General features: G+C 65.9%; 24 protein-coding genes. 11 read left to right on the top strand and 13 right to left on the bottom strand.

Annotation, left to right across the window (positions count from 1 at the left end; translation table 11 throughout):
• Positions 1–41: 41 nt before the first annotated feature.
• Complete coding sequence (locus tag IY145_RS15535; RefSeq protein WP_196409041.1) at positions 42–1,649, bottom strand: methyl-accepting chemotaxis protein; 1,608 nt, start codon at positions 1,647–1,649, stop codon at positions 42–44.
• 266 nt (positions 1,650–1,915) lie between these two features.
• Here IY145_RS15535 and IY145_RS15530 point away from each other — a divergent pair, with 266 nt between their 5' ends.
• On the top strand, positions 1,916–4,420 hold the full coding sequence (locus IY145_RS15530; RefSeq protein WP_246722060.1) for a DUF6165 family protein: 2,505 nt from the start codon (positions 1,916–1,918) through the stop codon (positions 4,418–4,420).
• A gap of 27 nt (positions 4,421–4,447) precedes the next feature.
• Here IY145_RS15530 and IY145_RS15525 read toward each other — a convergent pair whose 3' ends face one another.
• Positions 4,448–5,779 (bottom strand): TldD/PmbA family protein, encoded by a 1,332-nt coding sequence (locus IY145_RS15525; protein WP_196409039.1) that lies wholly within the window; start codon positions 5,777–5,779, stop codon positions 4,448–4,450.
• A gap of 190 nt (positions 5,780–5,969) precedes the next feature.
• On the opposite strand from IY145_RS15525, the gene IY145_RS15520 reads away from it, so the two are divergent.
• The 4 genes from IY145_RS15520 (at position 5,970) to IY145_RS15505 (ending at position 10,833) form a co-directional block, all read left to right on the top strand.
• Entirely contained in the window at positions 5,970–6,353 is a 384-nt protein-coding gene (locus tag IY145_RS15520; protein ID WP_196409038.1) for a DUF2946 family protein, read from the top strand.
• A gap of 86 nt (positions 6,354–6,439) precedes the next feature.
• The gene (locus IY145_RS15515; RefSeq protein ID WP_196409037.1) at positions 6,440–6,997 is read left to right on the top strand and encodes an RNA polymerase sigma factor; all 558 of its coding nucleotides are present in this window, start codon (positions 6,440–6,442) and stop codon (positions 6,995–6,997) included.
• Between the two features lie 88 nt (positions 6,998–7,085).
• Entirely contained in the window at positions 7,086–8,030 is a 945-nt protein-coding gene (locus IY145_RS15510) for a FecR family protein (protein WP_246722058.1), read from the top strand.
• 127 nt (positions 8,031–8,157) lie between these two features.
• Positions 8,158–10,833 (top strand): TonB-dependent receptor domain-containing protein, encoded by a 2,676-nt coding sequence (locus IY145_RS15505; RefSeq protein WP_246722056.1) that lies wholly within the window; start codon positions 8,158–8,160, stop codon positions 10,831–10,833.
• Positions 10,834–11,015: 182 nt separating this feature from the next.
• On the opposite strand, the gene IY145_RS15500 is transcribed toward IY145_RS15505, so the two are convergent.
• Positions 11,016–12,539: a TldD/PmbA family protein gene (locus tag IY145_RS15500; protein WP_196409034.1), complete on the bottom strand. Its 1,524-nt coding sequence runs from the start codon at positions 12,537–12,539 to the stop codon at positions 11,016–11,018.
• Positions 12,540–12,630: 91 nt separating this feature from the next.
• Positions 12,631–13,431, bottom strand: coding sequence for a molybdate ABC transporter substrate-binding protein (gene modA, locus IY145_RS15495; protein ID WP_196409033.1), 801 nt, complete (start codon positions 13,429–13,431; stop codon positions 12,631–12,633).
• 223 nt (positions 13,432–13,654) lie between these two features.
• Here modA and IY145_RS15490 point away from each other — a divergent pair, with 223 nt between their 5' ends.
• Together IY145_RS15490 and IY145_RS15485 are read left to right on the top strand one after the other, a co-directional pair.
• On the top strand, positions 13,655–14,536 hold the full coding sequence (locus tag IY145_RS15490; RefSeq protein ID WP_196409032.1) for a helix-turn-helix transcriptional regulator: 882 nt from the start codon (positions 13,655–13,657) through the stop codon (positions 14,534–14,536).
• Between the two features lie 83 nt (positions 14,537–14,619).
• Positions 14,620–15,042: a group III truncated hemoglobin gene (locus IY145_RS15485; protein WP_196409031.1), complete on the top strand. Its 423-nt coding sequence runs from the start codon at positions 14,620–14,622 to the stop codon at positions 15,040–15,042.
• Between the two features lie 18 nt (positions 15,043–15,060).
• Here the strand turns inward: IY145_RS15485 and IY145_RS15480 are convergent, their stop codons facing one another.
• Positions 15,061–15,903: a hypothetical protein gene (locus tag IY145_RS15480; RefSeq protein ID WP_196409030.1), complete on the bottom strand. Its 843-nt coding sequence runs from the start codon at positions 15,901–15,903 to the stop codon at positions 15,061–15,063.
• Between the two features lie 285 nt (positions 15,904–16,188).
• On the opposite strand from IY145_RS15480, the gene IY145_RS25765 reads away from it, so the two are divergent.
• Both IY145_RS25765 and IY145_RS15470 read left to right on the top strand, forming a co-directional pair.
• On the top strand, positions 16,189–16,509 hold the full coding sequence (locus tag IY145_RS25765; protein WP_246722054.1) for a hypothetical protein: 321 nt from the start codon (positions 16,189–16,191) through the stop codon (positions 16,507–16,509).
• 120 nt (positions 16,510–16,629) lie between these two features.
• On the top strand, positions 16,630–17,118 hold the full coding sequence (locus IY145_RS15470; RefSeq protein ID WP_196409029.1) for a TOBE domain-containing protein: 489 nt from the start codon (positions 16,630–16,632) through the stop codon (positions 17,116–17,118).
• Here IY145_RS15470 and IY145_RS15465 read toward each other — a convergent pair.
• From IY145_RS15465 to IY145_RS15450, 4 genes are all read right to left on the bottom strand, one after another.
• Entirely contained in the window at positions 17,033–17,449 is a 417-nt protein-coding gene (locus IY145_RS15465) for a winged helix-turn-helix domain-containing protein (RefSeq protein ID WP_196409028.1), read from the bottom strand. The genes IY145_RS15470 and IY145_RS15465 overlap by 86 nt on opposite strands.
• 87 nt (positions 17,450–17,536) lie before the next feature.
• Positions 17,537–18,406, bottom strand: coding sequence for a xanthine dehydrogenase (locus tag IY145_RS15460; protein WP_196409027.1), 870 nt, complete (start codon positions 18,404–18,406; stop codon positions 17,537–17,539).
• A 168-nt stretch (positions 18,407–18,574) separates the two neighbouring features.
• Positions 18,575–18,910, bottom strand: a complete 336-nt coding sequence (locus IY145_RS15455) for a cupin domain-containing protein (protein WP_196409026.1) — start codon at positions 18,908–18,910, stop codon at positions 18,575–18,577.
• Positions 18,911–18,956: 46 nt separating this feature from the next.
• Positions 18,957–19,997, bottom strand: a complete 1,041-nt coding sequence (locus tag IY145_RS15450) for a site-specific DNA-methyltransferase (RefSeq protein WP_196409025.1) — start codon at positions 19,995–19,997, stop codon at positions 18,957–18,959.
• Here IY145_RS15450 and IY145_RS15445 point away from each other — a divergent pair.
• Positions 19,996–20,250, top strand: coding sequence for a hypothetical protein (locus IY145_RS15445; protein WP_196409024.1), 255 nt, complete (start codon positions 19,996–19,998; stop codon positions 20,248–20,250). The genes IY145_RS15450 and IY145_RS15445 overlap by 2 nt on opposite strands.
• Positions 20,251–20,301: 51 nt before the next feature.
• On the opposite strand, the gene IY145_RS15440 is transcribed toward IY145_RS15445, so the two are convergent.
• The 4 genes from IY145_RS15440 to IY145_RS15425 all read right to left on the bottom strand — a co-directional run bounded on the left by IY145_RS15440 (position 20,302) and on the right by IY145_RS15425 (position 24,485).
• Positions 20,302–20,910, bottom strand: a complete 609-nt coding sequence (locus IY145_RS15440) for a ribonuclease HII (RefSeq protein WP_196409023.1) — start codon at positions 20,908–20,910, stop codon at positions 20,302–20,304.
• Positions 20,911–20,988: 78 nt separating this feature from the next.
• Positions 20,989–22,170, bottom strand: a complete 1,182-nt coding sequence (locus IY145_RS15435; RefSeq protein ID WP_196409022.1) for a PA0069 family radical SAM protein — start codon at positions 22,168–22,170, stop codon at positions 20,989–20,991.
• A gap of 186 nt (positions 22,171–22,356) precedes the next feature.
• Positions 22,357–23,811: a sensor histidine kinase gene (locus IY145_RS15430; RefSeq protein ID WP_196409021.1), complete on the bottom strand. Its 1,455-nt coding sequence runs from the start codon at positions 23,809–23,811 to the stop codon at positions 22,357–22,359.
• On the bottom strand, positions 23,808–24,485 hold the full coding sequence (locus IY145_RS15425; protein WP_196409020.1) for a response regulator transcription factor: 678 nt from the start codon (positions 24,483–24,485) through the stop codon (positions 23,808–23,810). The genes IY145_RS15430 and IY145_RS15425 overlap by 4 nt, the downstream gene beginning before the upstream one ends.
• 260 nt (positions 24,486–24,745) lie before the next feature.
• Here IY145_RS15425 and IY145_RS15420 point away from each other — a divergent pair, with 260 nt between their 5' ends.
• On the top strand, positions 24,746–26,992 hold the full coding sequence (locus IY145_RS15420) for a TonB-dependent siderophore receptor (RefSeq protein WP_196409019.1): 2,247 nt from the start codon (positions 24,746–24,748) through the stop codon (positions 26,990–26,992).
• Positions 26,993–26,996: the final 4 nt, after the last annotated feature.

Genomic DNA, 26,996 nt, shown 5'->3' with positions numbered 1-26,996 from the left:
TAAAAAAATGCGCTCCGGCCGCGCGGCCGGAGCCTCGGGGATCAGAACTCCTCCCAGCTTTCGTCGGCGGCCGGAGCCGAAGCGCCGCGTCCACCCGCGGCGGCGACGCGCCGACGTGCGGGAGCCGCCTCGCTTCGCCGCTCGCTGGCGCGCGGAACGGAAGCCGAACGCGCGCTCTCGCCGCGCTCGAGACGGAACACGGAGATGAGGCTGGCGAGCTCCTCCGCCTCATGACTGAGGCTGTGACTGGCCGCCGTCGTCTCCTCGACCATTGTGGCGTTCTGCTGCGTCATGCTGTCGAGCTGGCCGACCGCGCGATTCACCTCGGTGAGGCCCGTCGCCTGCTCGCGCGAGCCGGCGGCGATGTCCCGCACCACGCCGCTCACCTCGCCGACCTGCGAAACGATGCGCTCCAGCGCCGCGCCCGTCTCCGTCACCAGCACCACGCCATTCTCGACCTGCGAGGTGGAGGCGGCGATCAGCGCCTTGATCTCCTTGGCCGCCTCGGCCGAGCGCTGCGCCAGCGCGCGCACTTCCGAGGCGACGACGGCGAAGCCGCGTCCCGCCTCACCCGCGCGCGCCGCCTCGACGCCGGCGTTGAGCGCCAGAAGATTGGTCTGAAAGGCGATCTCGTCGATGACGCCGATGATCTTGCCGATGTCGCGCGTCGAATTCTCTATGCGCCGCATCGCCTCCACCGCGTCGCGCACGATGGAGCCGCCCTTCTCGGCGTCGGAGCGCGTCACCTCGAAGACCTCGCTCGCATGGCGCGTGCTGTCGGCGGTCTTGTTCACCGTCGCGGTGATCTCCTCGAGCGCCGCGGCCGTCTCTTCGAGATTGGCGGCCTGCGCCTCGGTGCGGCGCGCGAGATTGTCGGAGGCCTTGGCGATCTCGACGCTCGACGAACGGATCGCGCTCGCCGATTCTCCCACATCGGCGAAGGCCGTGGCGAGCTTGGCGGCCGCATTGTTGAAGTCTTCCTTGATCTTGTCGAAGCCGCCGTCGAGCTTGTCGACGACGCGCCGCTGAAGATCGCCGCGGGCGAGCTCCTCGAGCGCATGCGCCATTATGTCGAGCGCATGGCGCTGATGCGCCTCGGCCTCCGCGCGCTGCGCCTCGGCGCTGCGGCGCTCCTCGCGCAGCACGTCGAGATAGACGGAGACGGAGAGATTCATGTCGAGGAACACCGCCTTGACCAGCGCCGCGACGCCGCGGGAGGTGCGATCGACGCGCGTCTTGCCGGCCAGCATGGAGCCCGAGAGATTGTCCTCGACGATGGCTTGGATCAGGCGCTCGGTGATGAGCGCATAGGCGGAGATATAGAAGCTCGGCTCCAAGCCGATGCGGGCGTGCGCCTGGCCGACGGCCGTCACCATGCGCACATATTCCACGCCGAACTCGGCCTCGGTGATCTGCGCCCAATGCCGCATCTGCGCGGATTTCGCCGCCGCCATATGGCGCTCGTCCGAGAAGAAGCCGCGCAATCTCGAGTCGCCGCGAACCTTCTCGTAGAAAGCGTCGAGAGCCGGACCGAGCGCACGCGCGATGACAGGCTTGACCTGACGCAGGGCGGAGCGGGTGGACTCGTTCATCTCCATGAACGCCAGACTGTCGTCGAGCGACGAGCCACTCTTCAAAGACTCGGTCATCTTCTGCTCCCGCAATTCGTTAACCATCGGGCGCGCCTCTCTCCCAACATAGGCGAATCGATTCGCGCATTCCCGCCTCTAACGGATTAAGCGATTTGGGAAGTTTCGGCATTACTAACACGTCATAAATCGTCATTGCGTCGCACAGGCGCGCAGGCGCCGAAACAATGTAACGTCAGTCCGAGACAAGCTCGCCTCGTTAGTCGAAAGCTTCGTCCCTCTGCGTCGAGGCCTATGCGTTGAAATCGAAACAGCAGAAACGACTTATGGCCGCCGCGCCGCGGCCGACCGATGCGAGCGAATTCCTCGCCGAGCTGATGGCGAGCCTGCAAGCGGACGATCTTGCGACCGCGCTGCGTAAAATCGACGCATCCCGCAATCTCGTCGATCGCCACGCTTTCGCGAGCTATCTCGCCGGCCTCATTCGCGTCTCGCTCGGGCAGGACGCTGCGGCGATCGATCATTTCGGCAAAGCGATCACGATCGATCCGAACCATGCGCAGGCGCTCTACGGCCGCGCTGTGGCGTTGCAGAAATCTGGACGCGTCGAGGCGGCGATCGGCGATCACGAGAGATCGCTGCGGCTCGATCCCGCCAATGTCGAGGGATGGCTGAATTACGGCGCCGCGCTGCAAATGGCCGGGCGCTGCGCCGAGGCCGTCGACGCCTATGGACGATTGCTGGCGCAGGCGCCGAACCATGCGCAGGGCTTCGCCAATCGCGGCCTCTCACTGCACGCGATGGGAGACGATGCGGGCGCGATAGAAAACTACGACCACGCCATCGCGCTGCTCCCTGCCGATCCCTCGCCGCTGCGCAACAAGGCGGTTTCGCTGGCGCGCCTCGCGCGCCATGAGGAGGCGCTCGATTGCTTCGCGCGCGCCTTCGCGCTCGACCCCACCTATCTCGACGCGGCCGATGGCGCGCTCGCCGCGCTCGTCGCGCTGCGCTTCTTCGAGGAGGCCGTCTCCTTCTGCGACACCGTGCTGAGCATCGCGCCCGGCCATGTCCCCGCGCTGTTGACAAAAGCCAATGCGCTGCACGAAACCAAGCGACATGTCGCGGCGCTCACCATTTTCGACGAGGCGCTCGCGCATGCGCCGGGCGATCCGAAGCTGCTGACCAATCGCGGCATGACTCTGTTCGAGCTCGGCCGGCTCGAGGAGGCGCATGAATCCGCGCTCGCGGCGATTGCGGCCGACGCCACTTTCGCGCTGGCGTGGCGCTGCCGCGGCATGGTGGAGATGCGCCGCTCCGATCTCGACGCGGCGCTCGCCTCCTTCGACGAGGCGCTGCGCCTCGCCGATAGTGAACCGGATGTGCATTGCGGGCGCGGCATCGTGCTGAAGGAGCTCGGCCGTTTCGACGAGGCGCGCGCCGAGTTCGACCGCGCGCTCGCCATCGATCCGCGCCATGCGGAGACGAAAGCCAACAAGGGCACGCTGCTGCTGCTGCGCGGCGAGTTCGAAGCAGGCCTCGAGCTCTTCGAGCATCGCTGGGTGCTCGACGACCGCCCCAAGGCTGAAGTCGCCTATCGCTGGCCGGAGTGGCGCGGCGAGCCCGTCGCCGGCAAGTCGATCCTCATTCTGGACGAGGCCGGCCTCGGCGACGCGCTGCAATTCATCCGCTACGCGCCGATGCTGGCGCAGGCGGGCGCGAAGGTCGCCTATCATTGCCGCCCCTCGTTGCAGCGCGTGATGCGCGGCCTCGGCGAAGCGGTGGAGATCGTCGCCGCGCCGGCAGAGGACGCGGCCTATGATTATTGCGTCACGCTATGCAGCCTGCCGCGCGCCTTCGGGACGCGCGCGACGACGATTCCGGGCGAGCCTTATCTGCGCGCCGAGCCGGAGCGCGTCGCGCTCTGGCGCGAACGTCTTTCCGGCGAAGGATTGAAGGTCGGCATCGCCTGGCACGGCAGCTCGCATTCGCGCTCCGATCATGCGCGCGCCGCGCCGCTCTTCGCCTTCGCGCCGCTCGGCGCCGTCGCCGGCGTGCGACTCTTCAGCCTGCAGAAGAATTTCGGCGCCGATCAATTGCGCGACGCGCCCATGCGCGTCGAGGCGCTCGGCGACGATTTCGACGCCGGGCCGGACGCTTTCCTCGATACGGCGGCGGTCATCGAAAATCTCGATCTCGTCGTGACGATCGACACCTCCATCGCCCATCTCGCCGGCGGGCTCGGCAAGCCGGTGTGGATCGCGATCAAACATGCGCCCGAATGGCGCTGGCAATTGGAGCGCGAGGACAGCCCCTGGTATCGCAGCGCGCGGCTGTTCCGTCAGGCGAGGCGCGGCGATTGGAGCGACGTCTTCGCGCGCATGGCGCAAGAGCTCGAAGCGCTCGCGGCGCCGCATGGACGTCCCGAGCAGGCCGACGCCATTCTCATTCCGGGCTCGGTCGGCGACCTCATCGACCGCATCACGATTCTCGAGATAAAGGCGGAGAAGATCGCCGACGCCGCCAAACGCGCCAATGTGGCGCGCGAGCTCGCATTGCTGCAGGGCCTGCGCGACGATCGCGGCTTTGCAGGCGGCGCGCTCGATGCGCTGGCGCTGGAGCTCAAAGACACCAATCTCGCTTTGTGGGACATAGAGGACCACATTCGCAATTACGAGAAGCGGAGCGATTTCGGCGAGGAGTTCATCGCGCTCGCGCGCAGCGTCTATCAGCGCAACGACCATCGCGCGGCGCTGAAACGCCGCATCAATCTGGCCTGCGGCTCGGCGATCGTGGAAGAGAAATCCTATGACGAGGCGCCGCGCGCCGGATGAGGCGGCGGAGATCGCCGGGCGAAATCGTCAAATTCCGCTCGACTTGGACGAGAACTCGAAGCCCTCGATCCGCATGGGCGGCGCTGAGATCGCCGCGCCTCCCATCTCGGTCTTCACGCACTCGCTCGCGCCGATCGCCGCTATGCGCGAGAAGACGCCGTCGAGATTTTCATTGAAGCGCATATTGCGCACGGGCGCGACGATCTCGCCGTTCTCGATGAGGAAATTGCCGTCGCGCGTCAGTCCGGTGAGCAGCAGGCTGCGCGGCTCGACGAGATTGGTGTACCAGAAGCGCGTCACCAATATGCCGCGCCGCACGCCGCGGATCATCTCCTCGAGACTGGTCGGCCCGCCCGCCACGGTGAAATTCGCCGCCGGTGGGATCGCCTCCGCGCCCGTCTTCTGCGCCCAGAAGCGGGGGCGGGCGAGGCTCCGCAGCACGCCCCTCTCCACCCAGAGCCGCGCCTCCTGCGCGAGCCCCTCGTCGCCGAAGGGCGCCTCGGGCGCGTTCTCGTCGCGCGGATCGGAGCCGATGGAGAATTCGGGACTGAATAAAGTCTCGCCGAGCCGCGTCCCTCCGCCGGCCCGGGAGAAGAAGCTGCGGCCCTCGTCGGCCGGACGCGCGCGCAGCATCCACATCAGCCATTGGGCGAGTTCGCCCACCGCTGTCGGCTCGAGAATGACGGTATAACGTCCGGGCTCGAGATCGAGCGGCTCCTCGTCGCGCGCGGCCTTCAGCGCGGCGCGGCGGCCGATGGCGGCGGGATCGAGACGCGCGACCGCCGAATGGCGCGCGCCCGCCCAGCCGGACCAGCCGTCGTTGCGATGGCGCGCCGTCGTCGAGAGATCGACGAAGCTCTCGCGGTCATAGGCGAACAGGCCGCCGCTCGACGCCAGCGCCGTGAAACGCCGTCCGGCGGCGGCGCAGCCGAACATGTTCACCGAGCGCGCGGCTCCCTCGGCGACGACGCGCGCCGTCGCCTGCGCGAGAAAGCCGAGATCGAGCGCCGCCGTCTCCTCGTCATAGCGCGCGGAGTGGGGATAGCTCTGCGCCCCGAGCGGCGCCAGAAATTCCGGATCCTCCGGCAGCAGGCGCGCGATCTCCTCCGAGCGCGCCACGGCGCGGGCGATATCCTCCGGCTCGAGGCCGCCTGCCGAGACCGCGCCGACGCGCCCGCCGACATGCGACTCGACGCGCGTCGTCACCCGCGCCGTCGCGACATTGGTGGTCACGCCGCCGCCGGCGAAACGCAGGCTCTGCGCCTCCTCGCCATCGACCCGAATGACGCAGGAATTCGCCGTCGACGACGCGAGCAGGCGCTGGACGAGGGCAAGAGCGTCGTCTCGCGTCAGGAACATGGCCGGCCTCTCTCCGTTCGACTGGTCCCGGCGGCGGCCGGCTGTCGCATGATAAGATGTATATCCGCCGGTCGAAAGCCGTCCGGCGCGGCCGGGACTGTGTCCGCCGCGCAACAGCGGCTCGGATAGTGGGCCGCGCCGGCGCTCGCTCATTGACCAGCCAATTCCCGCGGACCTATTTTCGCGGCCGATGAGGACAGTCTCCTCCATACGCCGCCCGGCGCGCCGGCTTCTCGCCTGCGCTACGGTGTTTCTCGCCCTGTTGCAAGCCGTCGCCCTGCTCGGCTCCGCGGCGCGCGCCCATGCGGCCTCCGGGCCGGGCCTTTCGGCGAGCGCGCTCTGCGCCGCCGCCCGCGACAGCGGCGACCGGCCCATCGCCCATCACATCGGCGAGCATCATTGCGTCTTGTGCTCGGATCGCGACGCGGAGCCGCCGGCCGTCGCGCCCGCCGCCGCGCCCATGCTGGTTCGCCCCGACGGCGTCGCCAGCATAGGAGCGCGGGCGCTGTCGCCGCGCGCGCCGCCGCTCGGCTGGGCGAGCTCCTGGTCCTCGCGCGCGCCGCCATCGGCTTAGAAAAATCGAATGCCGCCGCCCTCCGGCGAGCGGCAAGTCTCGACTTTTCGGACCAATCGCGCTCCGCGCCAGCCAGGGCGTCTCCTTTGTCTCGATCGATCTCTTCGCGCGGCGATCGGCCGGCGAACGCCAAGCCGGAATTCGTGACTTGGCGGTTTCGCGAGCTGTTTCTCGCCCATAAACGCGATCTCTTCGGCTTTCTGGTGCGCAAGGTCGGCGCCGTCGACGCGCCGGATCTGCTGCAGGAGACCTTCCTGCGCATGATCCGCCACGACCGGCCCGAGACCATCGCCGATCCGCCGGCCTTTCTGAAGCAGATCGCCGTCAATCTCGCCCGCGATTTCGCGCGCCGCCGCAAGACCGAGGAGAGCCATCTCCAATTCGGCGATTATGTGATCGATCCGCCCTCGCCGGAGACGCCGATCGAGGAGCGGCTCGACTATGAGAGGCGCTCGGCGCTGTTGAAGGCGGCCATGGAGACTCTACCGCCGCGCTGCCGCGAAGCCTTCGATCTCCATATCTATCAGGATGTCCCGCTCACCGAGGTGGCGCGGAGAATGGAGATTTCCGATCGCATGGCGCGCAAGCATGTCGGCCTCGCGCTCCGCGCCTGCCGCGCCGCGCTGCGAAGCGACGCCGAGTGATTTTTTCCCGTTTCGAGGTTCCGTCTCGCCCAGAAGCCGCGTCATCTATACTGTCGGCCCGCGCGGCGCCGAGAGCACGGATGGAGACATGACCGGGAAACAGGCGAAGGAACCCGCGCCGGACGAAGCCGGGGACGCCGCCATAGAATGGTTCGTGCGCCTGCGTGAAGGAGTCCTGCCGCCGGACGACGCCGCGGCCTTCGAGAGCTGGCGCGCAGAGCCCGCGCATGCCGCCGCCTTCGACGAGGTGCTACATATATACGGGCATCTCGCCGGCATGAGCCCGGCCCGCAAAACGCGGCCGGCGCCGCGCGCCACGGGCCGGATGCGGGCCGCCGCGCTCGCCTTCGCCGCGGCGACGGCCGTCGCCGCCTTCGCCACCTATGATGAAATCGCCATCCGCCTGCAATCCGACCACTTCACCGGCGTCGGCGAGAAGCGGCTGGTGACGCTGGACGACGGCTCGCATGTTCTGCTCGACTCGCGCTCGGCCATCGCCCTGCGCTATTCGGCGGGCGAGCGGCGGCTCACTCTGCTCTCCGGCGAAGCTTGGTTCGACGTGGCGCCGGACGCCACGCGCCCCTTTGTCGTCGAGGCGGGGGAAGGCCGCGTGACCGCGCTCGGCACCGCCTTCGACGTGGCTCTGGAAAAATCCGGCGCGCGCGTGACGGTGACCAAGCATCGCGTCGGCGTCTCCAGCGGCGGCAAGACGGTGCTCGTCGAACAAGGCCAGCAGACGGGCTTCGAGCGCGATGCGACGGCGCGTGCGCCGGAGGCGGTCGACGTCGATGCGGCGACGGCGTGGCGACGCGGCAAGCTCATCGTCAACAAGCAACCGCTCGGCGATGTGCTCGCCGCCATCGGCCGCTATCATCGCGGCTATGTCTATTGCATCGACGCCACGATCTGCGCGCAGCGCATCTCCGGCGTCTTCGGCGCCGAGGAGGACGCGTTGCAATCATTGGCGGAGATAGAAGCCTCGCTCGGACTGCGCGCGATCCACCTCACCCGCTACATGATCCTTCTGTATTGAATTCGAACATTTCTCGAGCATTCGATTTTTTTTGCATGATGGAGGTTCCGGTTTTTTCGCCTGCCGCGTCCTGTTCCCGAGAGCCCAGACTCTATGACGGGCGTTGCGACGGCGGGACGAAATGGCCATGGCGAGAAAAAAGCGTGCGAGCAAGGGCGTGAACATGAGTTCGACGGCGATCGCCTTGGCGCTGAGCGCGATGACGCTCGGCGTGGAGGCCCCGGTCACGAGCGCGCAGGCGTCGATTTCGCCGCAAGAGCGCGGCGGCCAGCTGCGTGACTATCGCATTCCGGCAGGCGCGATGGAGACGGCGCTCAACGCCTTCGCCGACCGCAGCGGATTGCATATCGTCTTCGACGTGCGCCTCACCGAGCGGGTCCGCACCTCCGGCGTCCTGGGCAGCTATTCGATCCGCGAAGGCCTCGATCGCCTGCTCTCCGGCACGGACCTCTCGTATCGCCTCTCGGAAAACGGCCGCTCCGTCTCCATCATTCTCGCCCAGGCCGCGCGCGGAACCATGACCGACGCCAACGGCGCGGAGCTGCCGCCGATCGACATCGGCGCCGAGCAGAAAAGAGGCTCTGGCGCCTCGAACGCGCCGGGTTTCGACGCCGAGCGCGCCAAAGAGCCGATCTATCGCGATCCGCCCGGACAGACGGTGACGACGGTCGATCACAAATTCCAGAAGGCGACGCCGATGTCGACGGTGCAGAACGCGCTTCGCTACAGCCCCGGCGTCACTTTCAGCCAGGGGCAGAACGCGCGCGACTTCGTCATCTCGATCCGCGGCTCCGGCAATCGCGTGAGCGCGCCCGGCGTGCGCAACATCATGATGTTCTCGGACGGTTTCCCCATCGTGACGTCGGACGGCGAAGGCCGCTCGGAAATCCTCGACCCGCATTCCTTCGGCGCCCTCGACGTCTATCGCGGCCCGTCCTCGGCGATGTTCGGCAATCACGCCTATGGCGGCGCGATCAATTTCCGCTCCTTCAAAGGCGCCGAGATCGACGGATTCGAGACGGGATCGGAATTCGGCAGCTACGGCTACATCAATAATTACATGCGCGCCGGCAAGAAGCTCGTCGACAAGAGCTTCGGCGAGCTCGATCTCTCGCTCTTCGCCTCCGATTGGCGCGGCGACAGCTATCTCACCCACAACGCCCACGCCTTCCAGAACGCCAATTTCCTCGGCACATGGTCGCCGACGCCGACCGACCGCTTCACGCTCAAATTCGCCTTCAGTCAGACATTCTCGCAGACCTCCAACCGCCTCTCCCTCACCTCCTATTATCTGAATCCGTTCTCGCGGAATTACGGGTGTCGGATCGCGGTCACGGCCAATTCGGCGCTCTGCAACAATCTCACCCAATACGCCAATGGAATAAGCGGCGCGACGACGCGCGGCAGCGTCGATCAGTTCGGCACGCATATGCACATTTATCGTGACATCGCCGGCCTGCGCTGGGAGCACGATATCGACCAGAACACCACATGGCGCACGCAGGTCAGCTATGATCTGATGGAGACCGCGAGCGGAACGCTCATTCCGCCGAAATTCGTCGGCGGCCCGGGCGGTCCGGTGGCGGCGACGGGGCCTGCTGTCGGCTTCGCCGTCTCGACCGATGTGACCAATCACGGCTCGCTGTTCGGCCTGCCGGCGACGCATTACCTCGGCTTCTTCTACGACAATCTCAAATCCACCTATTCCTCATTCGCCCAGGTTCCGAACATTTGGAATTACGGCATGCGCGGCGCGCCGACGGGCAAGATCGGCTCCTATCATTCCAATATCGGTCTCAGGGCGCGCGAGGAGATCGCGCTCACGCCCGATCTCACGGCGGCGATCGGCTTCAGCTCCAATTGGAACCGGGCCTGGGGCGTCAACACCGTCTACAATCTCGCCAATGACGGAACGGCGCTACGCGCGCTCGATGTCGCCGCCGACAATGATTATTGGAACACCGCTCCGGAAGCCGCGCTCACCTATCGCTACAGCCCGGAATGGCAGTTCCGCGCGCGTTACGCCACCGGCTATGGCACGCCCAATTTCCGCAATCTGACCGCGACGGCGACCGGCGCCGGAAACAATACGATGCTGAAAGCGCAGACCAATATGGGCGTCGACGCCGGCGTCGATTGGACGCCGAACGAGCGGCTGCGATTCAGCGTAACAGGCTATAACGAATGGTTCCGCAACGAGCTGTTGCAGCTCACCAGCCCCTTCCCGCTTCTGATGGTCTATAACGTCAACATACCGAGCGCGATCCATCGCGGCGTCGAGGCCGAAATGGATTGGCGGCCCTTCGACGGTTGGCGCTTCCTCGCAGCCTATTCCCACAACGACCAGTTCTCCACCAATTATGTGGAGCAGATTTCCGGCCAGTATTTCGATCGCCAGGGACACAAAATTCCCAACGTGCCTCCGCATCTGCTGACGACGCGCATCGGCTATGATCAGCCGGACGGCGCCTTCAAAGGCCTCGGCGCCTATCTCGAATATGTCTACAAGAGCGGATACGCGCTCGACGTCGGCAATCTGCTCTATGCGCCCTCCTATGGGATCGTCAATCTGAACCTTCATTACAGCCGCGACATTCAGAACTTCTACATCAAGAATGTCGAGCTCTACTTCAACATCGACAATCTGTTCGACCGCACCTATATCGCCGGCGCGACGGCGACCACCAACACGCTGACCAATGGCGTGCAGACGCCCGGCCCGCTGCTCGCCAACTCCACCGGCGCGGGGGTCGTCGCCGGCTCGCCCCGCGCCTTCACAGGGGGCGTGAAGTTCAAATTCTGAGAGATCGCCTCGCTCGCGATCAGCAATCTGCGTCGAACCAAAGTGAAGGGCGCTCGAGCCCCTTCCCGACCCTCCCCCGCTACGCGGGAGAGGGGGCAGATTGCGCGCTTCATGGAGATCTCGTGTAGCGTTTGCCGCTTCCCTCTCCCGCGAAGCGGGGGAGGCCTTCGACGTGAAGGACTTCAGTCGCGCGCCGTGTTCAACACGGTCACGCCGCGGAAGCGCGCCGCCGGCGCGCCATGCGACACCGGCGCGAGCTGCATCGGCTCCGCCTTGCCGCAGGTGAAAGTGCCGCAGAGCCGGTAGGTGGAGGAATCACCGAGACCGTCGAGCGAATTCCAAAACGGAATGGTGCGGCCCTGATAGGCGGCGTCGCGCACGGGCTCGCCGAGCTCGCCGTCGCGGATCTCGTAGAACATCTGCCCGCCGAATTGGAAATTGTCGCGCTGCTGATCGATGCTCCAGCTTCCCGCGCCGACGATATAGAGCCCCTTCTCGACGCCGCCGATCAGCTCTTTCAGCGAGCAAGTCTCGGGATTGGGCGCGAGCGAGATATTGGGCATGCGCTGAATGGGGAAGGCGGTCGGATCATCCGCATAGGCGCAGCCGTTGGAGCGCTCGGCGCCGATGAGATGCGCCTGGCCGAGCGCCATTTGATAATTGCGGAACACGCCCTTGGAGATGATCTCGAATTCGGCGCATTCGCGCGGCGCGCCATCGTCGTCGAAAGCGACGCTGGCGAGCCCGCCCTCCTGCGAGCGATCGGCCTTGATCGTCATCAGCTCGCTGCCGAAGCGCAGAATGTTCAGCATATGCGGCTTGACGAAGGAGGTGCCGGCGAAATTCGCCTCCCAGCCGAGCGCGCGATCGAGCTCGGTGGAATGGCCGACTGTCTCATGAATGGTGAGCCAGAGATTGGTGGGGTCGATGACGACATCGGTCACGCCCGCCTCGACGGGCCGCGCATCGAGCTTGCGGCGCGCATCCTCGACGGCCTGACGCGCCTCGCCGAGGAGGTCGCAGGACAGCGCATAGTCCCAACCCGCGGCCCGCGCCGGGGCGAGGCTCTCGCGCGTCGCATAACGGCCCGAGCCCTTGTCCAAAACGGTGACCTCGAAGGAGGGCTGCGTGCGCGTGCGCGACTGAAAGATGCGGCTGCCGCGGCTGTCGGCGAAGAGCCGCTCCTCCGTGGCGAAGGCGAAGGAGGAGACGCAATAATCCGCGCCCGCGGCCAGCGCGGCGGCGTTGATCGCGACGAGGCCCTCGACCTTGGACGGCGCGTCGACGGCGAAAGGATCGACGCCGAGCGGCATGATCCACTCGGCCTCGTGAGGCTCGGTCTCTTCCAGCCCGACGGGCGCGACGCGGATCGGCGCGACGGCGCGGGCGTTATGGATGGCGCGCTCCACCGCCGCGGCTATCGCGCCGGGCTCGAGCGAGCGGGCGCCATAAAAGCCCCAGCAGCCGTCGACCAGCACGCGCAGGCCGAAACCGGGGCTGGAGCTCTCGAAAAATTCGTCGAGCCGCTCTTCCTTCGCCTGGACGAACTGGCGGCGCGTTTCGCCGATGCGGATGTCGGCGTAGCTCGCTCCGGCGAGACGCGCGGCGGCGAGCGCCGCATCCGCCAGATCGGCGAGACGGGCGCGGTCGAGACGAAATGGCGCGGCCGTCCGCGAAGCCTCTTTCGGATTTTGCGCAATGGTCATGGATCCCTCGCCGCCCGAGGATAGACTCGGAGCGGCGGCGAGGGAATGCCGAAAAGCCGGGACGCCCCGCCGTCCCGGCGCCTCCGCTCTGTCAGCGCAGAACGGCGAAGCCCTGCTTCTTGTAGAAGCCGGCGGCCTCCGGGCCCTTCAGAAAGGCGAAGAACTTCGCCGCCGATTCGCTCGTCGAGGAGGCGGTCTGCGCGAAGGGATAGACGATCGGCGGATGCGAGGACGCCGGGAAGGTCGCGACGACCGTGACCTTCGGCTCCGAATGTGCATCGGTCAGATAGACGATGCCGAGCGGCGCCTCGTCGCGCGCGACGAACAGCAGCGCAGCGCGCACATTCTCGGCGAAAGCGAAGCGCGATTCGAGATCTTCCCACAGATTGAGCTTGGTCAGCGCCGCCTTGGCGTATTTGCCGACCGGCACGGAGGCCGGATCGCCCGTGGCGATGCGTCCGCTATCGCCGAGCGCGCCGAGCAGCGCAGCCTTTTCGAGCGCGACCTTCTTGCCGCCCGCGATCTTCGGCGCGACGAGGACGAGGCTATTGCCGAGCAGATCGACGCGCGTGCCTTCCTTCAAGAGACCGCGCGAGGAGAGATAATCGGCGGAGGCGACATCCGCCGAGATGAAGATGTCCGCCGGCGCTCCCGACTCGATCTGCTTGGCCAGCGGCAGAGAGGCCGCATAGCTGATCGACACCTCGACGCCGGTCTTCTTCTTGAAGGCGGCGGCGGCGTCGTCGAGCGCATTTTTGAGGCTCGCCGCAGCGAACACCGTCACTGTCTTGGCGCCGGCGGCCGCGCCCGCCGCGGGCGCCTCGGCGAAGGCGGGAGTGAAATTCAGCGACAGAAAAGCGGCGACGAACGCCAGACTTGGCATTTTGACCATGAGAACGACTCCGATGATCGGCCCGGATGTGCGAGCCCTGCTCTAGTTATGCATATATTTTGCCTAGATGAGAGTCTTTTACATGATTTCACATGAAAATGCCGCACCCTATCCTCTCGTCATCGCGCGCAGAGTGGTCTTTTTTCGCGCTTTTCGGCGAGTCGGCGAGATTGTCGCCGGCCATATGCCATGTTAATTTTCCGCGTCTCGGAAAAAATGCACAATGTCAGAATTTCTCACCACACGCGAGCTCGCCGCGCTTTTGCGCGTCAAGGAGCGCAAGGTCTATGATCTTGCCGCGGAAGGCGCTTTGCCGGTGCGCCGCGTCACCGGCAAGCTTCTGTTTCCACGCGTGGAAATCGAAGAGTGGCTGGCCGCGGGCGCGAGCGGCCGGGCCCCCCGCGCGGAAGCGACGGCGGCGCGCCCGCTCGTCGTCGCCGGCGGTCATGATCCGCTGCTCGAATGGGCTTTGCGCGAATCGCGCTGCGGCGTCGCCGCCCTGCTCGACGGCGCGCTCGACGGGCTGGAGCGTGCGGCCGCGGGCGGATGCGTCGCCGCCGGCCTGCATATTCCGGAGCCCGGCGACGGCTGGAATATAGAGACGGTGGCCCGCAGGCTCGCGGGCGAGCCGATCGTCGTCGTAGAATGGGCGAAGCGCCGCCGTGGGCTGATGTTTCGCAAGGGACTTCCGCGGCGCATAACGGGGCTCGCCGATGCGCGCGACCTCGACTTCCAATCGCGCCAGCCGGAGGCCGGCAGCGAGCTCGTCCTGTCACAGCTGCTCGAAAGCGAGGGGATGAAACGCGAGCATCTGCGCCTCGTTCCCGCGGTGGAGCGCTCGGAGACCGATCTCGCCTCGGCGATCGCCGCGGGCCGCGCCGACATCGGCCTCGGCCTCGAGGCCAGCGCACGCCAATTCGGCCTCGATTTCTCGCCGCAGATCGTCGAGCGCTTCGATCTCGTCGTCTGGCGCAAAGCCTATTTCGATCCGCCCTGGCAAACGCTCATGCGCTTTTGCGCGAGCGAGGCGTTCTCGGCGCGCGCGGCGCGGCTCGGCGGCTATGACGTCTCCCAATTCGGCACGGTGCATTTTAACGCCGGCTGAGCGAGAGCCGAAACAGTAGAATGCCGCTCGGCGCGCGTTGGCGCACGCCTTGCTGTATCGTCAAAGGAATAGGATGAGAGACAATGTCAGCTTCCACCGAAGTGAGCGTCGACGCCGAGGTAGCGTCGATCGAAGCCGCGATCGTCACCTGCGTTCGCTCTTTCTACGACAAGGGGCTTTCCGACCCGCTGCTCGCGCCCATTTTCGGCGCGATCCCGGAACTCGACCATCATCTGGATATCATCGCGAATTTCTGGTCGAAGGCGCTGCTCGGAACCGAGCGCTATGAGGGCCATCCCTTCGCCGTTCACGTCGATCTGCCGGTCGAGCCCGAGCATTTCGCGCGCTGGCTCGAGCTCTTCACGCAATCGGTTCGCGAAAATCTCCCCGCAGCCGAGGCCGAGCAGGCCATCGCCAAGGCGACACATATGTCGCAATGTTTCCAGGGCGGGCTGTTTCCCTTCACCGGCGCCGACGGCAAGCCGTCGCGGCTGCCGCCGCGCTGATGCGGATGGCCGGCGTCCTCAGATCGAGAGGCCGCCGCCGCCTTCCAGAAACGCATCCCAGGAAAAGGGGGTCCAGCCCTCCGCCTGCATCTCTATGGCGAAAGAAACCCCGCGCGCGATGAGCCGGTTGCGCGCGCTCATGCCGGCGACCTGAGCGCCGCTCGAGGCCGCAATGTCGGCGAGCGGCGTGCCGATGGTGACTGCCCTGCCCTGCTTTATGATTCCCCGGATGCGGCCGCCATAGGGCGCGACGACGGGCGCGCCGTCGATCGCGCCGAACGCCTCGCCCGCCTCGACGACATTGCCTATGTCCTTGAACATTTTGAAGAGTCCGGCGACCGGCGCGCGCACCGGCTCGGCCTCCCCCGGCTCGGCCTCAGCGCTCGGGCCCGGACCGTCGCCGGGCCTGCGGATCGCGCCCGGATCCTTGCCGAAGGCGTCGATGGCGAGGTCGCAATTTTCGCCGGGCGAGGAGCCCGGCGCGACGCCGATCGTCAGACCGGCGAGACTTTTGACGGAGAAAGGCTCCTTGCGCGGCGTCATTTCGGCGTCGACGACGACCTCCCACGGCCAGCGCTCGAGAATCTCGTTGAGCGGATGCGTCAGCACCGGCAGGAACATGCGGCTGCGCAGGCCGAGCATGAATTCGGCGACGAGATCGGCGCGGCGCGCCTCCACGCCCTCGAGCACGCTCGAGCCGTCGAACCAAGCGTCCGAAAAGGTCATCTTGCGGCGCAGATCGGGCGGCGGCGCGGACTCGTGGAGGGCGACGATATGATCGGCGAGGAACAGCTCCCGCGCTATGGCGGAGGCCGTTTCACCGATGCCGAGAATGAGGACGCAGGAATGTCTGTCGGACATGACGGCTCTCTTCGGCTGAAGTGACACGGGTTGGGCGATCAAGCAAGAATCTGGCCTTTCCTGCGAAAGCGGCGCCATCCGGCCGCCCGCCGCGGCGCTCTGGGGACAGCCGAGGGTGACCTTATGCCGCAGCCGAAATCGCCCTTGTCTGGAACTTTTGCAATATACTCTTCTATACGGCTGACGTAGAAAGAAACGTTCGGGCGCGGACGCCGGCTCGGCCGATCCGTCGAACGCCCGACCAATCGGAGAGCTCCGCGAAACGCGGCGAAGATGGAGGACGACGTGCAACCGAATGTTTCTTCAGAGGTCTCGACGGAAGTCGGCCATGCTGTCACGAATGTCCCCGCGGCTGTCGAGCCGGTGGAAAAAGACGCCAGCGTCGCGACGGCTGTCGGCGACAGCGTCATCGTCATGGTGCGTTTCCGCCCCGATACGACCGTCTGGGAGATCAACGGCCTTCCCGCCCATCTCGACAAGCAGGCCTGGTTCAATCTTCTGTGCAAGCGCGCGGGCGACAAATATGAGGCTCGCGCCGGCGGCCGCGGTTATTTCCGTCTGACCCGCGAGCAATATGAGGCGATCGCCGCCCGCAATCCGAACTGAAGAATCGAGACGGACGCCGCCGAGCGGCGTCCGTGTCCTGGCCTCTGGCCAGTCGACGCGCGAGCATGATTTCCCTTACGAAAATATGAGATTGGCGTATTTCTCGCTAGTTCGGCGATCATGCTGGACAAAACGACGCCGCTCTTTGCTAGAACCCACCACTACGTGTCGATTTTCCCGGCGCGCGTGCTGCGTCACGACCCCGACGCAGGCCTCTCCACGCTGTTTTTCGCCGGCGGCGAATTGCGCGTGCCCTTGGTCGACGCCGTTGTCGGAACGGCGATCGAAGTGGAGATCGACGCGCGCGACGTCTCCATCGCTCTCTCGCGGCCGATGGACGTGTCCATTCTCAATCGCCTGCCGGGCAAAATCCTCGAGCTGGATTTCCTGCCGCCGCCCTTCACGCGCGCCAGCCTCTCGCTCGGCGGCGCGCGCATCGACGCGCTGATCACCCATGAATCGGTGGAGCGGCTCGCTCTGGTCGAAGGACTCTCGACCTGGGCGATGATCAAAACAGTCGCGGTCAGCGGCCGGACGCTCGATCCCGACGAGGCTCCGTTTCCGCGTCACTGGCCGACTTCTGAAAGGACCAGTCGAGCGCGCCGATGATCTCGTCCAGCGTGCGCTTGGCCGAATTGGCGGCGTGGCGCTCGATGGAGCGATAGACGCTCACCAGCCGCTCGCCGAAAGGCGTGATCTCCGCCCCGCCCTCGCGCCGGCCGGGAAAAGTCGCCACGACCGGACTCTCGAAGGTCCGGTTGAGCGCGTCCACCGACAGCCAGCATTTGCGATAGGACAGGCCAAGCGCCCGGCTCGCGCCGATGATCGAGCGCTCCTTGCGGACCGCATCGATCAGCTCGAGATCCGCCGGGGCGAGGACTCCGCCATTGGGCAGCTTCAAAATCACGCCGACCTGCGGCGCATCCATGTCTGTTCGCATCGTCCCGGGCCTCCTACGACGCCGCGATCTGTATCGAACAAAATATAGCTGAAATACGACGCTCCTGTCACATTGGGAACAGGAGTGTCAGTGTGCGACGAATGGTCCTTCGATCGGCGTCGCCTCGCGCTTGGCGAGCTCGATGCGGATCGCCCGGCCGACGCCGCTCGCGACCAGAGCCGATCGCTCGTCTATGCCGGTCCATTTCGCCGAGCGGCCGCGCGGATCGATCTCGAGGAGCTTGACCCCGGCAGGGATGTGGACTCCGTCGCGGGCGACGCCGCGCAGCACGCCGTCGAGCGGCGCGGTGACGGGCTCGCCATCCAAATGGCCGACGACGAAATCCTTGAACACGAGAACGCCTATGTCGACCGCCGAATGCCACAGGCCTGGCTTGCGGGAATAGGAAAAGCGCTCCTCCCCGACATCGCCCAGCCGGTTCGGAATATGGTCGGCGGGCTCGGTCGCGCCTTCATGGACGATGACGCCCGCCTGCGAGGGCTTGGTCTCTATGGCGATGTCGCAATTGCGGCCCACCGCGAAATTGGGGCCGAGCCCGACCGCGACCTTGGCGAGATGCCGCAGATCCGGCGTGGCCCGATATTTCTGCATGCGCGCGTCGACCAGCGCATGCGCCGTGCGAATGGCCACGAGATCGTGGAACTGCAGCGGCGTCACCGCGACCTTGGTCGTGCAGTCGAGGATTTCGACGAGCTCGATCGTGGTGTCGGCGCGCTCGGCCTCGACCCCCTCGAGCGTGACGCTCTCGCCATAGAGGCAATCGTGAAACGCCATCTGCCGACGGATGACCGGCGGAAACGGATCATGGCTGAGCACGCAAGCCCAGCCGATGCGGTTCATATGGACGGCGACCGCCGAGGCGATCTCATTCGTTCCCAAAATGACGGCCAATGGGCGCTTCCGCCGCGGCGTCGCGAATTCGTGTCGAGGGCGCATCGCTCACTCCTGATCTATAAGGCAGGAAGCAAGCCGCGCGCCAGCGCTTACGCAGTCTATTATTCATTTATATTCAATAAGATAAAAAATAAGATCGCGCTCGGACAATCGGCGAACCTATATTGTCGCGTATATAACAGTGGCGGTTTCCGACAGACTGTCGCGCCGTCAGGCTCCCTTGGCGCGAAAGTGGACGGCGAGCCAGACGGTCGGCAACGCCGCATCGGTCCATTCGACGCGATGGCGGCGATGCGCGGCGATCTCGAGATAATCGCCGGGCGCGAGCGTCAGGACGTCTTCCCGGTCCGCGAAGCGCAGGCCCGCGGAGCCCGAGAGCAGGAGCACCCATTCCGATTCGTCCTGATCGAACCAGAAGCCGGGCGGGCTGGCTTGGCCGAAGGAGACGATTCGCTCGACGCGCACGCCCGGCGCGGCGAGGAGGGGCAAGAATTGCTCTTGCTCCGCCTTCTCCGGCAGATCGACGAAAATGTTTTCTGCGCGCATCCGTCACCCCGCAGCTCGCGCTCCGCCGCGGTTCGTCGCGGCGCGACTATTCCGCGGCGTCGTGCAGTCGCGCGCGGGCCACCGCGCGCAAATCGTCGATGGGCGCCAATCCGGCGCCCGATTCGAAATGCCAGAATGTCCAGCCATTGCAGGCGGGCAGGCCTTGAACCAGCGCCCCCGTCTTATGGATAGAGCCGACGATCGCGCCGATCGCCAGCGCGCCATCGGCGCGAACCACGGCCGTGTGGCGGCGGCGCGCATCGGTGAGCGTCGCGCCGGGGGCGACGAGCCCCGCCTCGACGACGCTGGCGAAAGCGACGCGCGGCTCATTGCGCTTGGACGGCGCCGGCGCCACCGCTTCCGCCGGGAGGGGCGAGACCGCCGCAATTCGCGCGCGCGCCGCGGCGGCGTAGGTCAGGTCGCGCTCTATGCCCAGATAGTCGCGGCCGAGCAGACGCGCCGTCGCCCCGGTCGTGCCGGAGCCGAAAAAGGGATCGAGCACGAGATCGCCCGGATTTGACGCGGCGAGCAGGATTCGCGCGAGCAGCGCCTCGGGCTTTTGCGTCGGATGGGTCTTGCGGCCGCTCGCGTCTTTGAGCCGCTCGCCGCCCGAGCAGATCGGCAGCAACCAGTCCGAGCGCATCTGGCAATCCTCATTGCCGGCCTTCAACGCCTCGTAATGAAAGGTGTAATTGCGCGCCGATGCGTCGCGCGCCGCCCAGATCAGCGTCTCATGCGCATTGGTGAAGCGACGGCCGCGGAAATTCGGCATGGGATTGTTCTTCCGCCAGACGATGTCGTTCAGGATCCAGAACCCGAGGTCCTGCATGATCGCGCCGACGCGGAATATATTGTGATAGGAGCCGATGACGAAAATAGTGGCGTTGGGCTTCATCGCCCGCCGCGCCGCCGCCAGCCAATCGCGGGTGAAGGCGTCATAGGCCGCGAAATCGGTGAATTTGTCCCAATCGTCGTCGACCGCATCGACGACGCTCTGGTCCGGCCGGGTGAGCCTGTTGGCCAGCTGGAGGTTATAGGGCGGGTCGGCGAAGACGAGCTCGACGCTCGCCTCCGGCAGACTCAGCATGACCTCGACGCTGTCGCCGATGACGACCTCGTTGCGAAGAATCGCGCGCTTCGGCGCGCGAGGCGACCCGAAATTCGACGTCCCAGTACGCGAGACCTTTATCTGGGACTTGGGGCGGGCCGCCCCGACGCGCGCGCTACTCATGAACAATCACCGGCTACGCAACCAACGCTGCGAACATTGCCCGATCGCGGTAAAAGCCGGGTTTAGAGAGCCGGTGCGCGACTGTCTCTTTTCCGCACGCCTTCGTTAAGAAATCGCAACTTCACCAGATGTTTACGAAACGTCATGGCTCGCTCGCGAGTCAGCGGCGCGCCTCCTTCAGCGGGGCGAAGCTCATGCGGTGGAAAGGCGTCGGCCCATGGGTTTGCAGGGCTGCGAGATGCTCGCGCGTGCCATAGCCCGCATTGGTCTCGAATCCGTAATGGGGGTAGAGCGCGGCGAGCCGGCGCATCTGGCGGTCGCGAACGACTTTGGCGACGATCGACGCCGCGGCGATAGAAAGAGAGAGAGCGTCTCCTTTTACGATCGCCTCGCCGGGGCAGGCGAGCTTGGGCAGGTCGCGGCCGTCGACGAGAACGAATCCCGGCGCGAGATGAAGCGCGGCGACGGCCCGCGCCATGGCGAGCAGGCTCGCCCGCCTGATGTTGAGCCCGTCGATCTCCTCGACGCTGGCGAAAGCGACGCCGATCGCCAGCGCGCTCTCGGCGATGCGCTCGAAGGCCTGCTCCCGCGCCTTGGCGGACAGCGCTTTCGAATCGTCGACGCCGTCCGGCAGGCGGTCGGGGTCGAGAATCACAGCCGCCGCCGCGACAGGCCCGGCGAGCGGCCCGCGCCCGACCTCGTCGACGCCGGCCACGGGCCGGCCGTAATCGCGCAGAACGCGCGTCTCGGTGAGAAAATGGGGGGGCATGCTCGCTCGGCTTCGTCGAAAAAAGGGCGGCTGAAAAAAACACAGTGGCCGGATCGAGGCAATCTTTCCGCGACCGCCTCAGAACAGGTTGAGCTGCTCGGCGTCACTGCGAGGCGCCCGGAACAGATCGGCGCGCAAGCGCGTGCGGGAAAAGCCGAGCCGCGTCGCCGCGAGCTCGAAACGGCGACCGATCATCCAAGCGTAGGGCCCCTCGCCCGTCATGCGCTTGTCGAAGGACGGATCATAGAGCTTGCCGTCGCGGGCCGAGCGCACGAGCGACAGCACATGCCGGGCCTTGGCCGGAAAATGAGTGACGAGCCACTCGCTGAACAACTCGCGCAGCTCGAGCGGCAGGCGCAACATCACATAGCCGGCCTCCCGCGCTCCGGCGGCGTGGGCGCGCGTCAATATCGTCTCTATTTCCGCGTCATTGACCGCCGGAATGATCGGCGCGACCAGAACCGCGACGGGAATGCCGGCCTCGGCCAGCCGCTCGATCGTCGCGAGGCGCCGCTCGGGCGAGGCGGCGCGCGGCTCCATCACCCGCGCCAGCGCCGGATCGAGCGTCGTCACCGAGATCGCGACCTTGACGAGGCCCTTGCGCGCCATTGGCGCGAGAATGTCGATGTCGCGCACGACCAGCGACGATTTCGTCACTATACCGATCGGATGATCGGCGCGGCTCGCCACCTCGAGCAGCCCGCGGGTGACGCGATAGCGCTTCTCGAGCGGTTGATACGGATCCGTATTGGCGCCGATCGCGATCGTCTTGGGCGAATAATTGCGCGCCGATAATTCGCGCTCGAGCAATTGCGCCGCGCCCTCCTTGACGAAAATCTCCGTCTCGAAATCGAGGCCGGGCGAGAGACCCATATAGGCGTGGCTCGGCCGCGCATAGCAATAGACGCAGCCATGCTCGCAGCCGCGATAGGGATTGACGGAGCGATCGAAGGAGATGTCCGGCGAGTCGTTGCGCGTCACGATCGTCTTCGCCTTCTCGACATGGACATTGGTGCGGAATTCGCCGAGCTCCTCGAGGCTGTTCCAGCCGTCGTCGGTCTCGACGCGCCGCTCGCGCTCGAACCGGCCGCTCTCATTGGAGAGCGCGCCGCGCCCGCGCCGCCGCGCCGGATCGACGATCGGAACCTCCTCGGACGAAAAATTCACGATCGCGCCGATCGCCTCGCGGCTGCGCTGCGCCGCCTGGCGCCGATCGCTTTTCTCCGATTTCTCGATCAGACGTTTCGCCGAGCTCGCCATGGCGACAATCTCCTTGCCGGCGCCGGCCTCGCTTCGGCCCGCGGACGGCGAGGCGCCCATGCGCGACACTGGGGCGCCTCGCGACCGCGAGCCTCGATGCGACGCGTATAACTCTAGGGGACTTGTTTACTTACGCACGGAACGTTTGACGAACGAAGGAACATATACGGAACAACGCAGGGGCCGTCAAGCGGTTCCGCGCCGCGCGCCGACAGAGCCTTCCGCTCGCTGGGGCTCCACCCGGCCGAAAGATGCGATCGGCGGCGCGACGACGCTCTTGCGCAGACCAATTCGAAAGGTCGCGCCGCCGCCGCTCGTCGCATCCACGCCGATCGATCCGCCCATCTGCTCGGCGAGCGTCTTCGAGATCGCGAGGCCGAGACCAGTTCCATTGCTCTTATTGTCGCGCCGCCAGAACGGCTCGAAAATCTTGTCGCGTTCCGCGAGCGGAACGCCGGCGCCGTGGTCGACGACCTCGACCACCGCCGTCGACAGCGCTCGGACCTCGATGACGCCGCCTTCCGGCTCGGCGCGCAGCGCATTGTCGAGCAGATTGGCGACGACGCATTCGAGCGCCCATCTGTCCGCTCTGACGATGGTCGGCTCCGACGGCGGCTCGAATTCGATACGCCGTCCGCTCTCGATCACAAGCGGCGTATAATCGGCGACCATGGCGAGAACAGCCTCGCCGAGATCCATGTCCACATCGGCGCAGGCGTCGCGCATGGAAAATCGCGCGGTCGCCAATAATTGCTCGACGATCGTCTGCACGCGACGAATGTCGCGCTTCATATCGCGACGAAAGACGGCGTCGTCAGGATTGTCCGCATGCGCGCGCATGATTGCGATCGGCGTGCGCAGCTCATGCGCCGCATTGGCGGTGAAGCGGCGCTGCGCCGCCATTCCCGCATTGAGGCGCGTCAGCGCGTCATTGACCGCTTCGACGAAGGGCGCGATCTCTTTCGGCGCTTCCTCGACGTCTATGCGCCTGTGCAGCGTGTTCACATCGATCGCCGCCACATCGGCCGCGGCGGATCGCAGCGGCGCGAGACCGCGGCGAACGACGATCCATGCGATGGCGAGAGCGCATAGCACGGCGGGCGCGACGACCGCGGCGCTGTGCGGCGTGAGAAACAAGGCCGCGACCGCGAAAAGATCGTCCCAGGCGAAACGATAGCTGTAAGCCGCTATGGCGCATGCGCCGGACGCGGCCGGCGCCCGCCGCAGGAAACCGCGCGCGCGTGGATCGGGATCGCCCGGAATCTTGAATTTCAGCGTCGTGGCGCGAATACGATCGAGCCCGCCGAGCGCGTCGACGAGCTCGCGCGAGGAGCCGCGCAGCACGACGCCGCTGCAGTCGAAAGCCGCGTAACGCGCCTGAGGATTGGTCTCGAGATAGGCGCCCAGCGCAGCGCTCGGCTCAAGGATCGCCTCGCCCGTCTCGGCGCGCGTCACCGAGCCGGCGACCAATCCATAGATGCGATGCTCGCCCCAATCGTCGGGCGCGACCTCCCAGCCGGGAGCCATGCCGGAGGCGGAGATCAGGAAATCGGTGATCGGCACGAGAAGCAACATGCCGCCCATCTGCGCGATCGCGAGATAGACGATCAAGCGGAGCGCGAGCGAGCGCCGGCGCGTCATGGCGAGGCTCTCGCCAGCATATAGCCTATGCCGCGCGCCGCATGAATCTCGACCTCGGCGCCGAGATCGCTCAACCGCTTGCGCAAACGCGACACCAGAATGTTCAGCGCATTGACGTCGACATTGTCGTCGAAGCCATAGACCTCCTCGACCAGCCGGCCACGCAGCACGATGCGGCCGGCGCTGCGCACCAGCGTCTCCAGCAGCGCGAGCTCGCGCCGATGCAGCACGGCGGGCTCGCCGTCGACCCGAACCTCGCGAGCCGCGAGATCGAAGGAGAGGCGGCCGATGACCACGGGCGGCGCGACCGCTCCAGGGGCGCGGCGCAGACAGGCGCGCACGCGCGCCATCAATTCGTCGAAATCAACCGGCTTGGCGAGATAATCATCGGCGCCGGCGTCGAGGCCGCTGACGCGCTCGCTCACCGCCTCGCAGGCGGTCAGAATGAGAATCCGCGCGTCCGGCTGCAGCCGGCGCAATTCGGGCAAAAGCTCGAGGCCGTCGCCGTCCGGCAAGCGACGATCGAGAATGGCGAGCCCATAGCGATGGCAGGCGAGCGCCTCTCGCGCATCCCCCAAGGCGCCGACATGATCGGCGATGAAACCCGAGCGCCCGAGCCGCAGCGCGAGCGCATGCGCCATCTCCGCTTCGTCCTCGACTAGCAGAACGCGCATCGAGTAGAGCCGTGGCCGGCGTTCGGCGAGCGCCCGGGAGGCGCGCCGCTCGGCGTCATGATACGAGACATTGTTCCGTCGCTCCGCCGCATGCGAAGGCGAGGACCATAAGACAAAGCGCGCGCGGAACGCAACCGCCCGCCGGGAGCCGAAATCGTCGCCCTCGCCGCTCCATGTTATCTCCATGAAAGGTTGGCTTCCTACGTCCGGTTCGGATGCGGCGTGTCCATAGGGACGAATTGAGCGCTAAAGGAGGCCAAATGCTCGATCGCGATCTTCTGCGAAGCGTCGGCGCGAATGCGCTGGCCATAGTCTTTCTCGGCGGCGGGGCGCTCGCCCAGGAAGCGCTGCCGCCGATCGACATCGACGCGAACCGCCTGCGGCGCGGCGCCGAGACGGAGCGGCAGGGGCCCGCGACCGTCGAGACGACGGCTGGCCCGGTGCGCGGCTATCAGGCGCAGACCGCGACGGCGACGCGGCTCGCGACGCCGATCCGCGAATTGCCTCTCTCGATACAGGTGATTCCGCGCAAGCTCATCGACGACAGCCAAGCCATTTCGCAGAGCGAGGCGTTCCGCAACGTCTCCGGCCTGCATGCGGTCGATCCGCTGTTCCCGGGCGGCATAGGCCCGAGCCTGCGCGGCATGCGCGCCGAGCGTTATGTCGACGGATTGCCGAACTATTATGATCTCGGCGTGCGCGACCTGCTCGCCAATGTCGAGCGTATAGAGGTGCTGAAAGGCCCGGCGAGCATATTGTTCCAGGGCGGCGCGAGCCCCATCGGCGGCGTCGTCAATATCGTGTCGCGAATGCCGACGACGGAGCGTTTCGCGGAAGCCGGCGTGCGCGCCGGCGGCTATCGATTCGTCAGCCCCTATATAGACGTCAATCAGCCGCTCACCGCCGACAAGAGCGTGCTGTTCCGCGTGACGGCGCAATATGAATCGACGCATTCCAACATAGACGTCGTGCATCGCCGCAGCTATTCGATCGACCCGACGCTGAAATTTGTCCCGAGCGAAGACACCTCGCTCACCATTCAAGGCCATATTTCGCGGCGCGATCAGCCCGATTATCCCGGCCTTCCGACGACGGGGACGATCGACCGCTCCTTCTATTCGCTGCGGCCGACGAGCTTTCTCTCGAATGCGAGCATCCCCGATGCGACGACGGAGTCCTCCGGCGTCACGGTCCAATTCAGACATCGCTTCGACGAGACTTTCTCGACCTTCACCAGCGCGCGTTGGACCTCTTCGCGAATGTACGAGCCATCGCAGATTCCCTTCGGCGGCAATCGGCCGAATTATTCGGTCGATCCCTTCTTCGGCGCCTATGGCGGGCCGAGCCAATTCGTCATGCTGAACACGATACTCGGGCAGCAGATCGAGGAATTCGCGATCACTTCCAATATCGTCGCCAAATTCGACGCCGGGCCGACGCAAAACCGACTGCTCGTCGGCGGCGATTTCAATCGCGTATGGGAGCGCGGGCAGCTCGCGGCGGCCTACGCCACAGGCCCGGATTCGAGCATCTACGGATTATTCGGCTTTCCGCGGCCGACGGATTTCCGTGTCCCGGTGTTTCCGCTCTACGCCTATCCGCTGCCCGGCCAGTCCGGCTATAGCGTCTTCAACCAGAGCAACAATCAATATCAGAACGCCGGCGCGACGGCGCAATTGCAGTCGACGATCTTCGATCGTCTGCACTTCCTCGGGGCCTTGCGCGTCGCCATGGTCGACATCGACAATTACGAAGGCGCCTACACGCCGCCGCGGACTTTCACGACGAGCGAGACCAAAGTGCTGCCGCGCGCCGGCGTGACCTATGATTTGCTCGATTGGCTGTCGGTTTACGGCAGCTATTCGCAGGGCCTGCGCGCCGTCACCTTCTTCAGCGGCCCCAACGGCGCGGCGCCAAAGCCGGAAGGCTCCGAGCAGTTCGAGGCGGGCGTCAAGCTCGACGGACTCTATGGCCTCTCCGGCACGCTCGCCTATTTCGATCTGAAGCGCACCAATGTGCCGACAACCACGCCCGGCGCCCTCACGCAGACGCAGGCTGGCGAGTGGCATTCCTCCGGCTTCGAGGCCGATCTCGTCTGGCAGCCGACCGCGGAATTTTCTGTTCTCGCGAGCTACGCCCATATCGACGCGAAAATTTCGCGCAATGCGAATCCGAAGCTGCAGAATGTGCCGCTCAATCTCGCGCCGGCGGATTCGGGGCGCCTGTGGGGCAATTACGCTTTCACCGGCGCGCTCGCGGGATGGTCGCTAGGCGCGGGCCTCTACGCCTCATCGGGACAGGTGATCGAGCTCGGCCAGCCCTGGACGACGAGCGGCTATGTCGTCTTCGACGCGGCGCTCGCCTATAAGCACGAGAATTTCACCTTCGCGCTCAACGCCAAGAATCTCGGCGATCGGCGCTATCTCACGGCCTATCCCTATCTCTCGGGAAATGTCGCGCAGGCCGAAGGACGAACCTTCTTCGTCACTGTCTCCGCGCGCATGTAGGAGC

Origin of the sequence: Methylosinus sp. H3A, assembly GCF_015709455.1 — a bacterium.
GTDB lineage: Bacteria > Pseudomonadota > Alphaproteobacteria > Rhizobiales > Beijerinckiaceae > Methylosinus.
Note: the sequence above shows the minus strand (reverse complement) of the source record. Positions and strands in the feature narration are given on the sequence as shown.

What these genes read in the sequence shown, in the direction of transcription:
- IY145_RS15480 (WP_196409030.1), bottom strand. Translation starts at nt 15,903, where the DNA reads ATGTCCGACAGACATTCCTGCGTCCTCATTCTCGGCATCGGTGAAACG.
- IY145_RS15420 (WP_196409019.1), top strand. Translation starts at nt 24,746, where the DNA reads ATGCTCGATCGCGATCTTCTGCGAAGCGTCGGCGCGAATGCGCTGGCC.
- IY145_RS15435 (WP_196409022.1), bottom strand. Translation starts at nt 22,170, where the DNA reads ATGGCGAGCTCGGCGAAACGTCTGATCGAGAAATCGGAGAAAAGCGAT.
- modA (WP_196409033.1), bottom strand. Translation starts at nt 13,431, where the DNA reads ATGGTCAAAATGCCAAGTCTGGCGTTCGTCGCCGCTTTTCTGTCGCTG.
- IY145_RS15440 (WP_196409023.1), bottom strand. Translation starts at nt 20,910, where the DNA reads ATGCCCCCCCATTTTCTCACCGAGACGCGCGTTCTGCGCGATTACGGC.
- IY145_RS15455 (WP_196409026.1), bottom strand. Translation starts at nt 18,910, where the DNA reads ATGCGCGCAGAAAACATTTTCGTCGATCTGCCGGAGAAGGCGGAGCAA.
- IY145_RS15510 (WP_246722058.1), top strand. Translation starts at nt 7,086, where the DNA reads ATGACCGGGAAACAGGCGAAGGAACCCGCGCCGGACGAAGCCGGGGAC.
- IY145_RS15445 (WP_196409024.1), top strand. Translation starts at nt 19,996, where the DNA reads ATGACCTCGACGCTGTCGCCGATGACGACCTCGTTGCGAAGAATCGCG.
- IY145_RS15465 (WP_196409028.1), bottom strand. Translation starts at nt 17,449, where the DNA reads ATGCGAACAGACATGGATGCGCCGCAGGTCGGCGTGATTTTGAAGCTG.
- IY145_RS15425 (WP_196409020.1), bottom strand. Translation starts at nt 24,485, where the DNA reads ATGCGCGTTCTGCTAGTCGAGGACGAAGCGGAGATGGCGCATGCGCTC.
- IY145_RS15450 (WP_196409025.1), bottom strand. Translation starts at nt 19,997, where the DNA reads ATGCTGAGTCTGCCGGAGGCGAGCGTCGAGCTCGTCTTCGCCGACCCG.
- IY145_RS15535 (WP_196409041.1), bottom strand. Translation starts at nt 1,649, where the DNA reads ATGACCGAGTCTTTGAAGAGTGGCTCGTCGCTCGACGACAGTCTGGCG.
- IY145_RS15530 (WP_246722060.1), top strand. Translation starts at nt 1,916, where the DNA reads ATGGCCGCCGCGCCGCGGCCGACCGATGCGAGCGAATTCCTCGCCGAG.
- IY145_RS15520 (WP_196409038.1), top strand. Translation starts at nt 5,970, where the DNA reads ATGAGGACAGTCTCCTCCATACGCCGCCCGGCGCGCCGGCTTCTCGCC.
- IY145_RS15470 (WP_196409029.1), top strand. Translation starts at nt 16,630, where the DNA reads ATGCTGGACAAAACGACGCCGCTCTTTGCTAGAACCCACCACTACGTG.
- IY145_RS15485 (WP_196409031.1), top strand. Translation starts at nt 14,620, where the DNA reads ATGTCAGCTTCCACCGAAGTGAGCGTCGACGCCGAGGTAGCGTCGATC.
- IY145_RS15505 (WP_246722056.1), top strand. Translation starts at nt 8,158, where the DNA reads ATGGCGAGAAAAAAGCGTGCGAGCAAGGGCGTGAACATGAGTTCGACG.
- IY145_RS15460 (WP_196409027.1), bottom strand. Translation starts at nt 18,406, where the DNA reads ATGCGCCCTCGACACGAATTCGCGACGCCGCGGCGGAAGCGCCCATTG.
- IY145_RS15490 (WP_196409032.1), top strand. Translation starts at nt 13,655, where the DNA reads ATGTCAGAATTTCTCACCACACGCGAGCTCGCCGCGCTTTTGCGCGTC.
- IY145_RS15525 (WP_196409039.1), bottom strand. Translation starts at nt 5,779, where the DNA reads ATGTTCCTGACGCGAGACGACGCTCTTGCCCTCGTCCAGCGCCTGCTC.
- IY145_RS15500 (WP_196409034.1), bottom strand. Translation starts at nt 12,539, where the DNA reads ATGACCATTGCGCAAAATCCGAAAGAGGCTTCGCGGACGGCCGCGCCA.
- IY145_RS15430 (WP_196409021.1), bottom strand. Translation starts at nt 23,811, where the DNA reads ATGACGCGCCGGCGCTCGCTCGCGCTCCGCTTGATCGTCTATCTCGCG.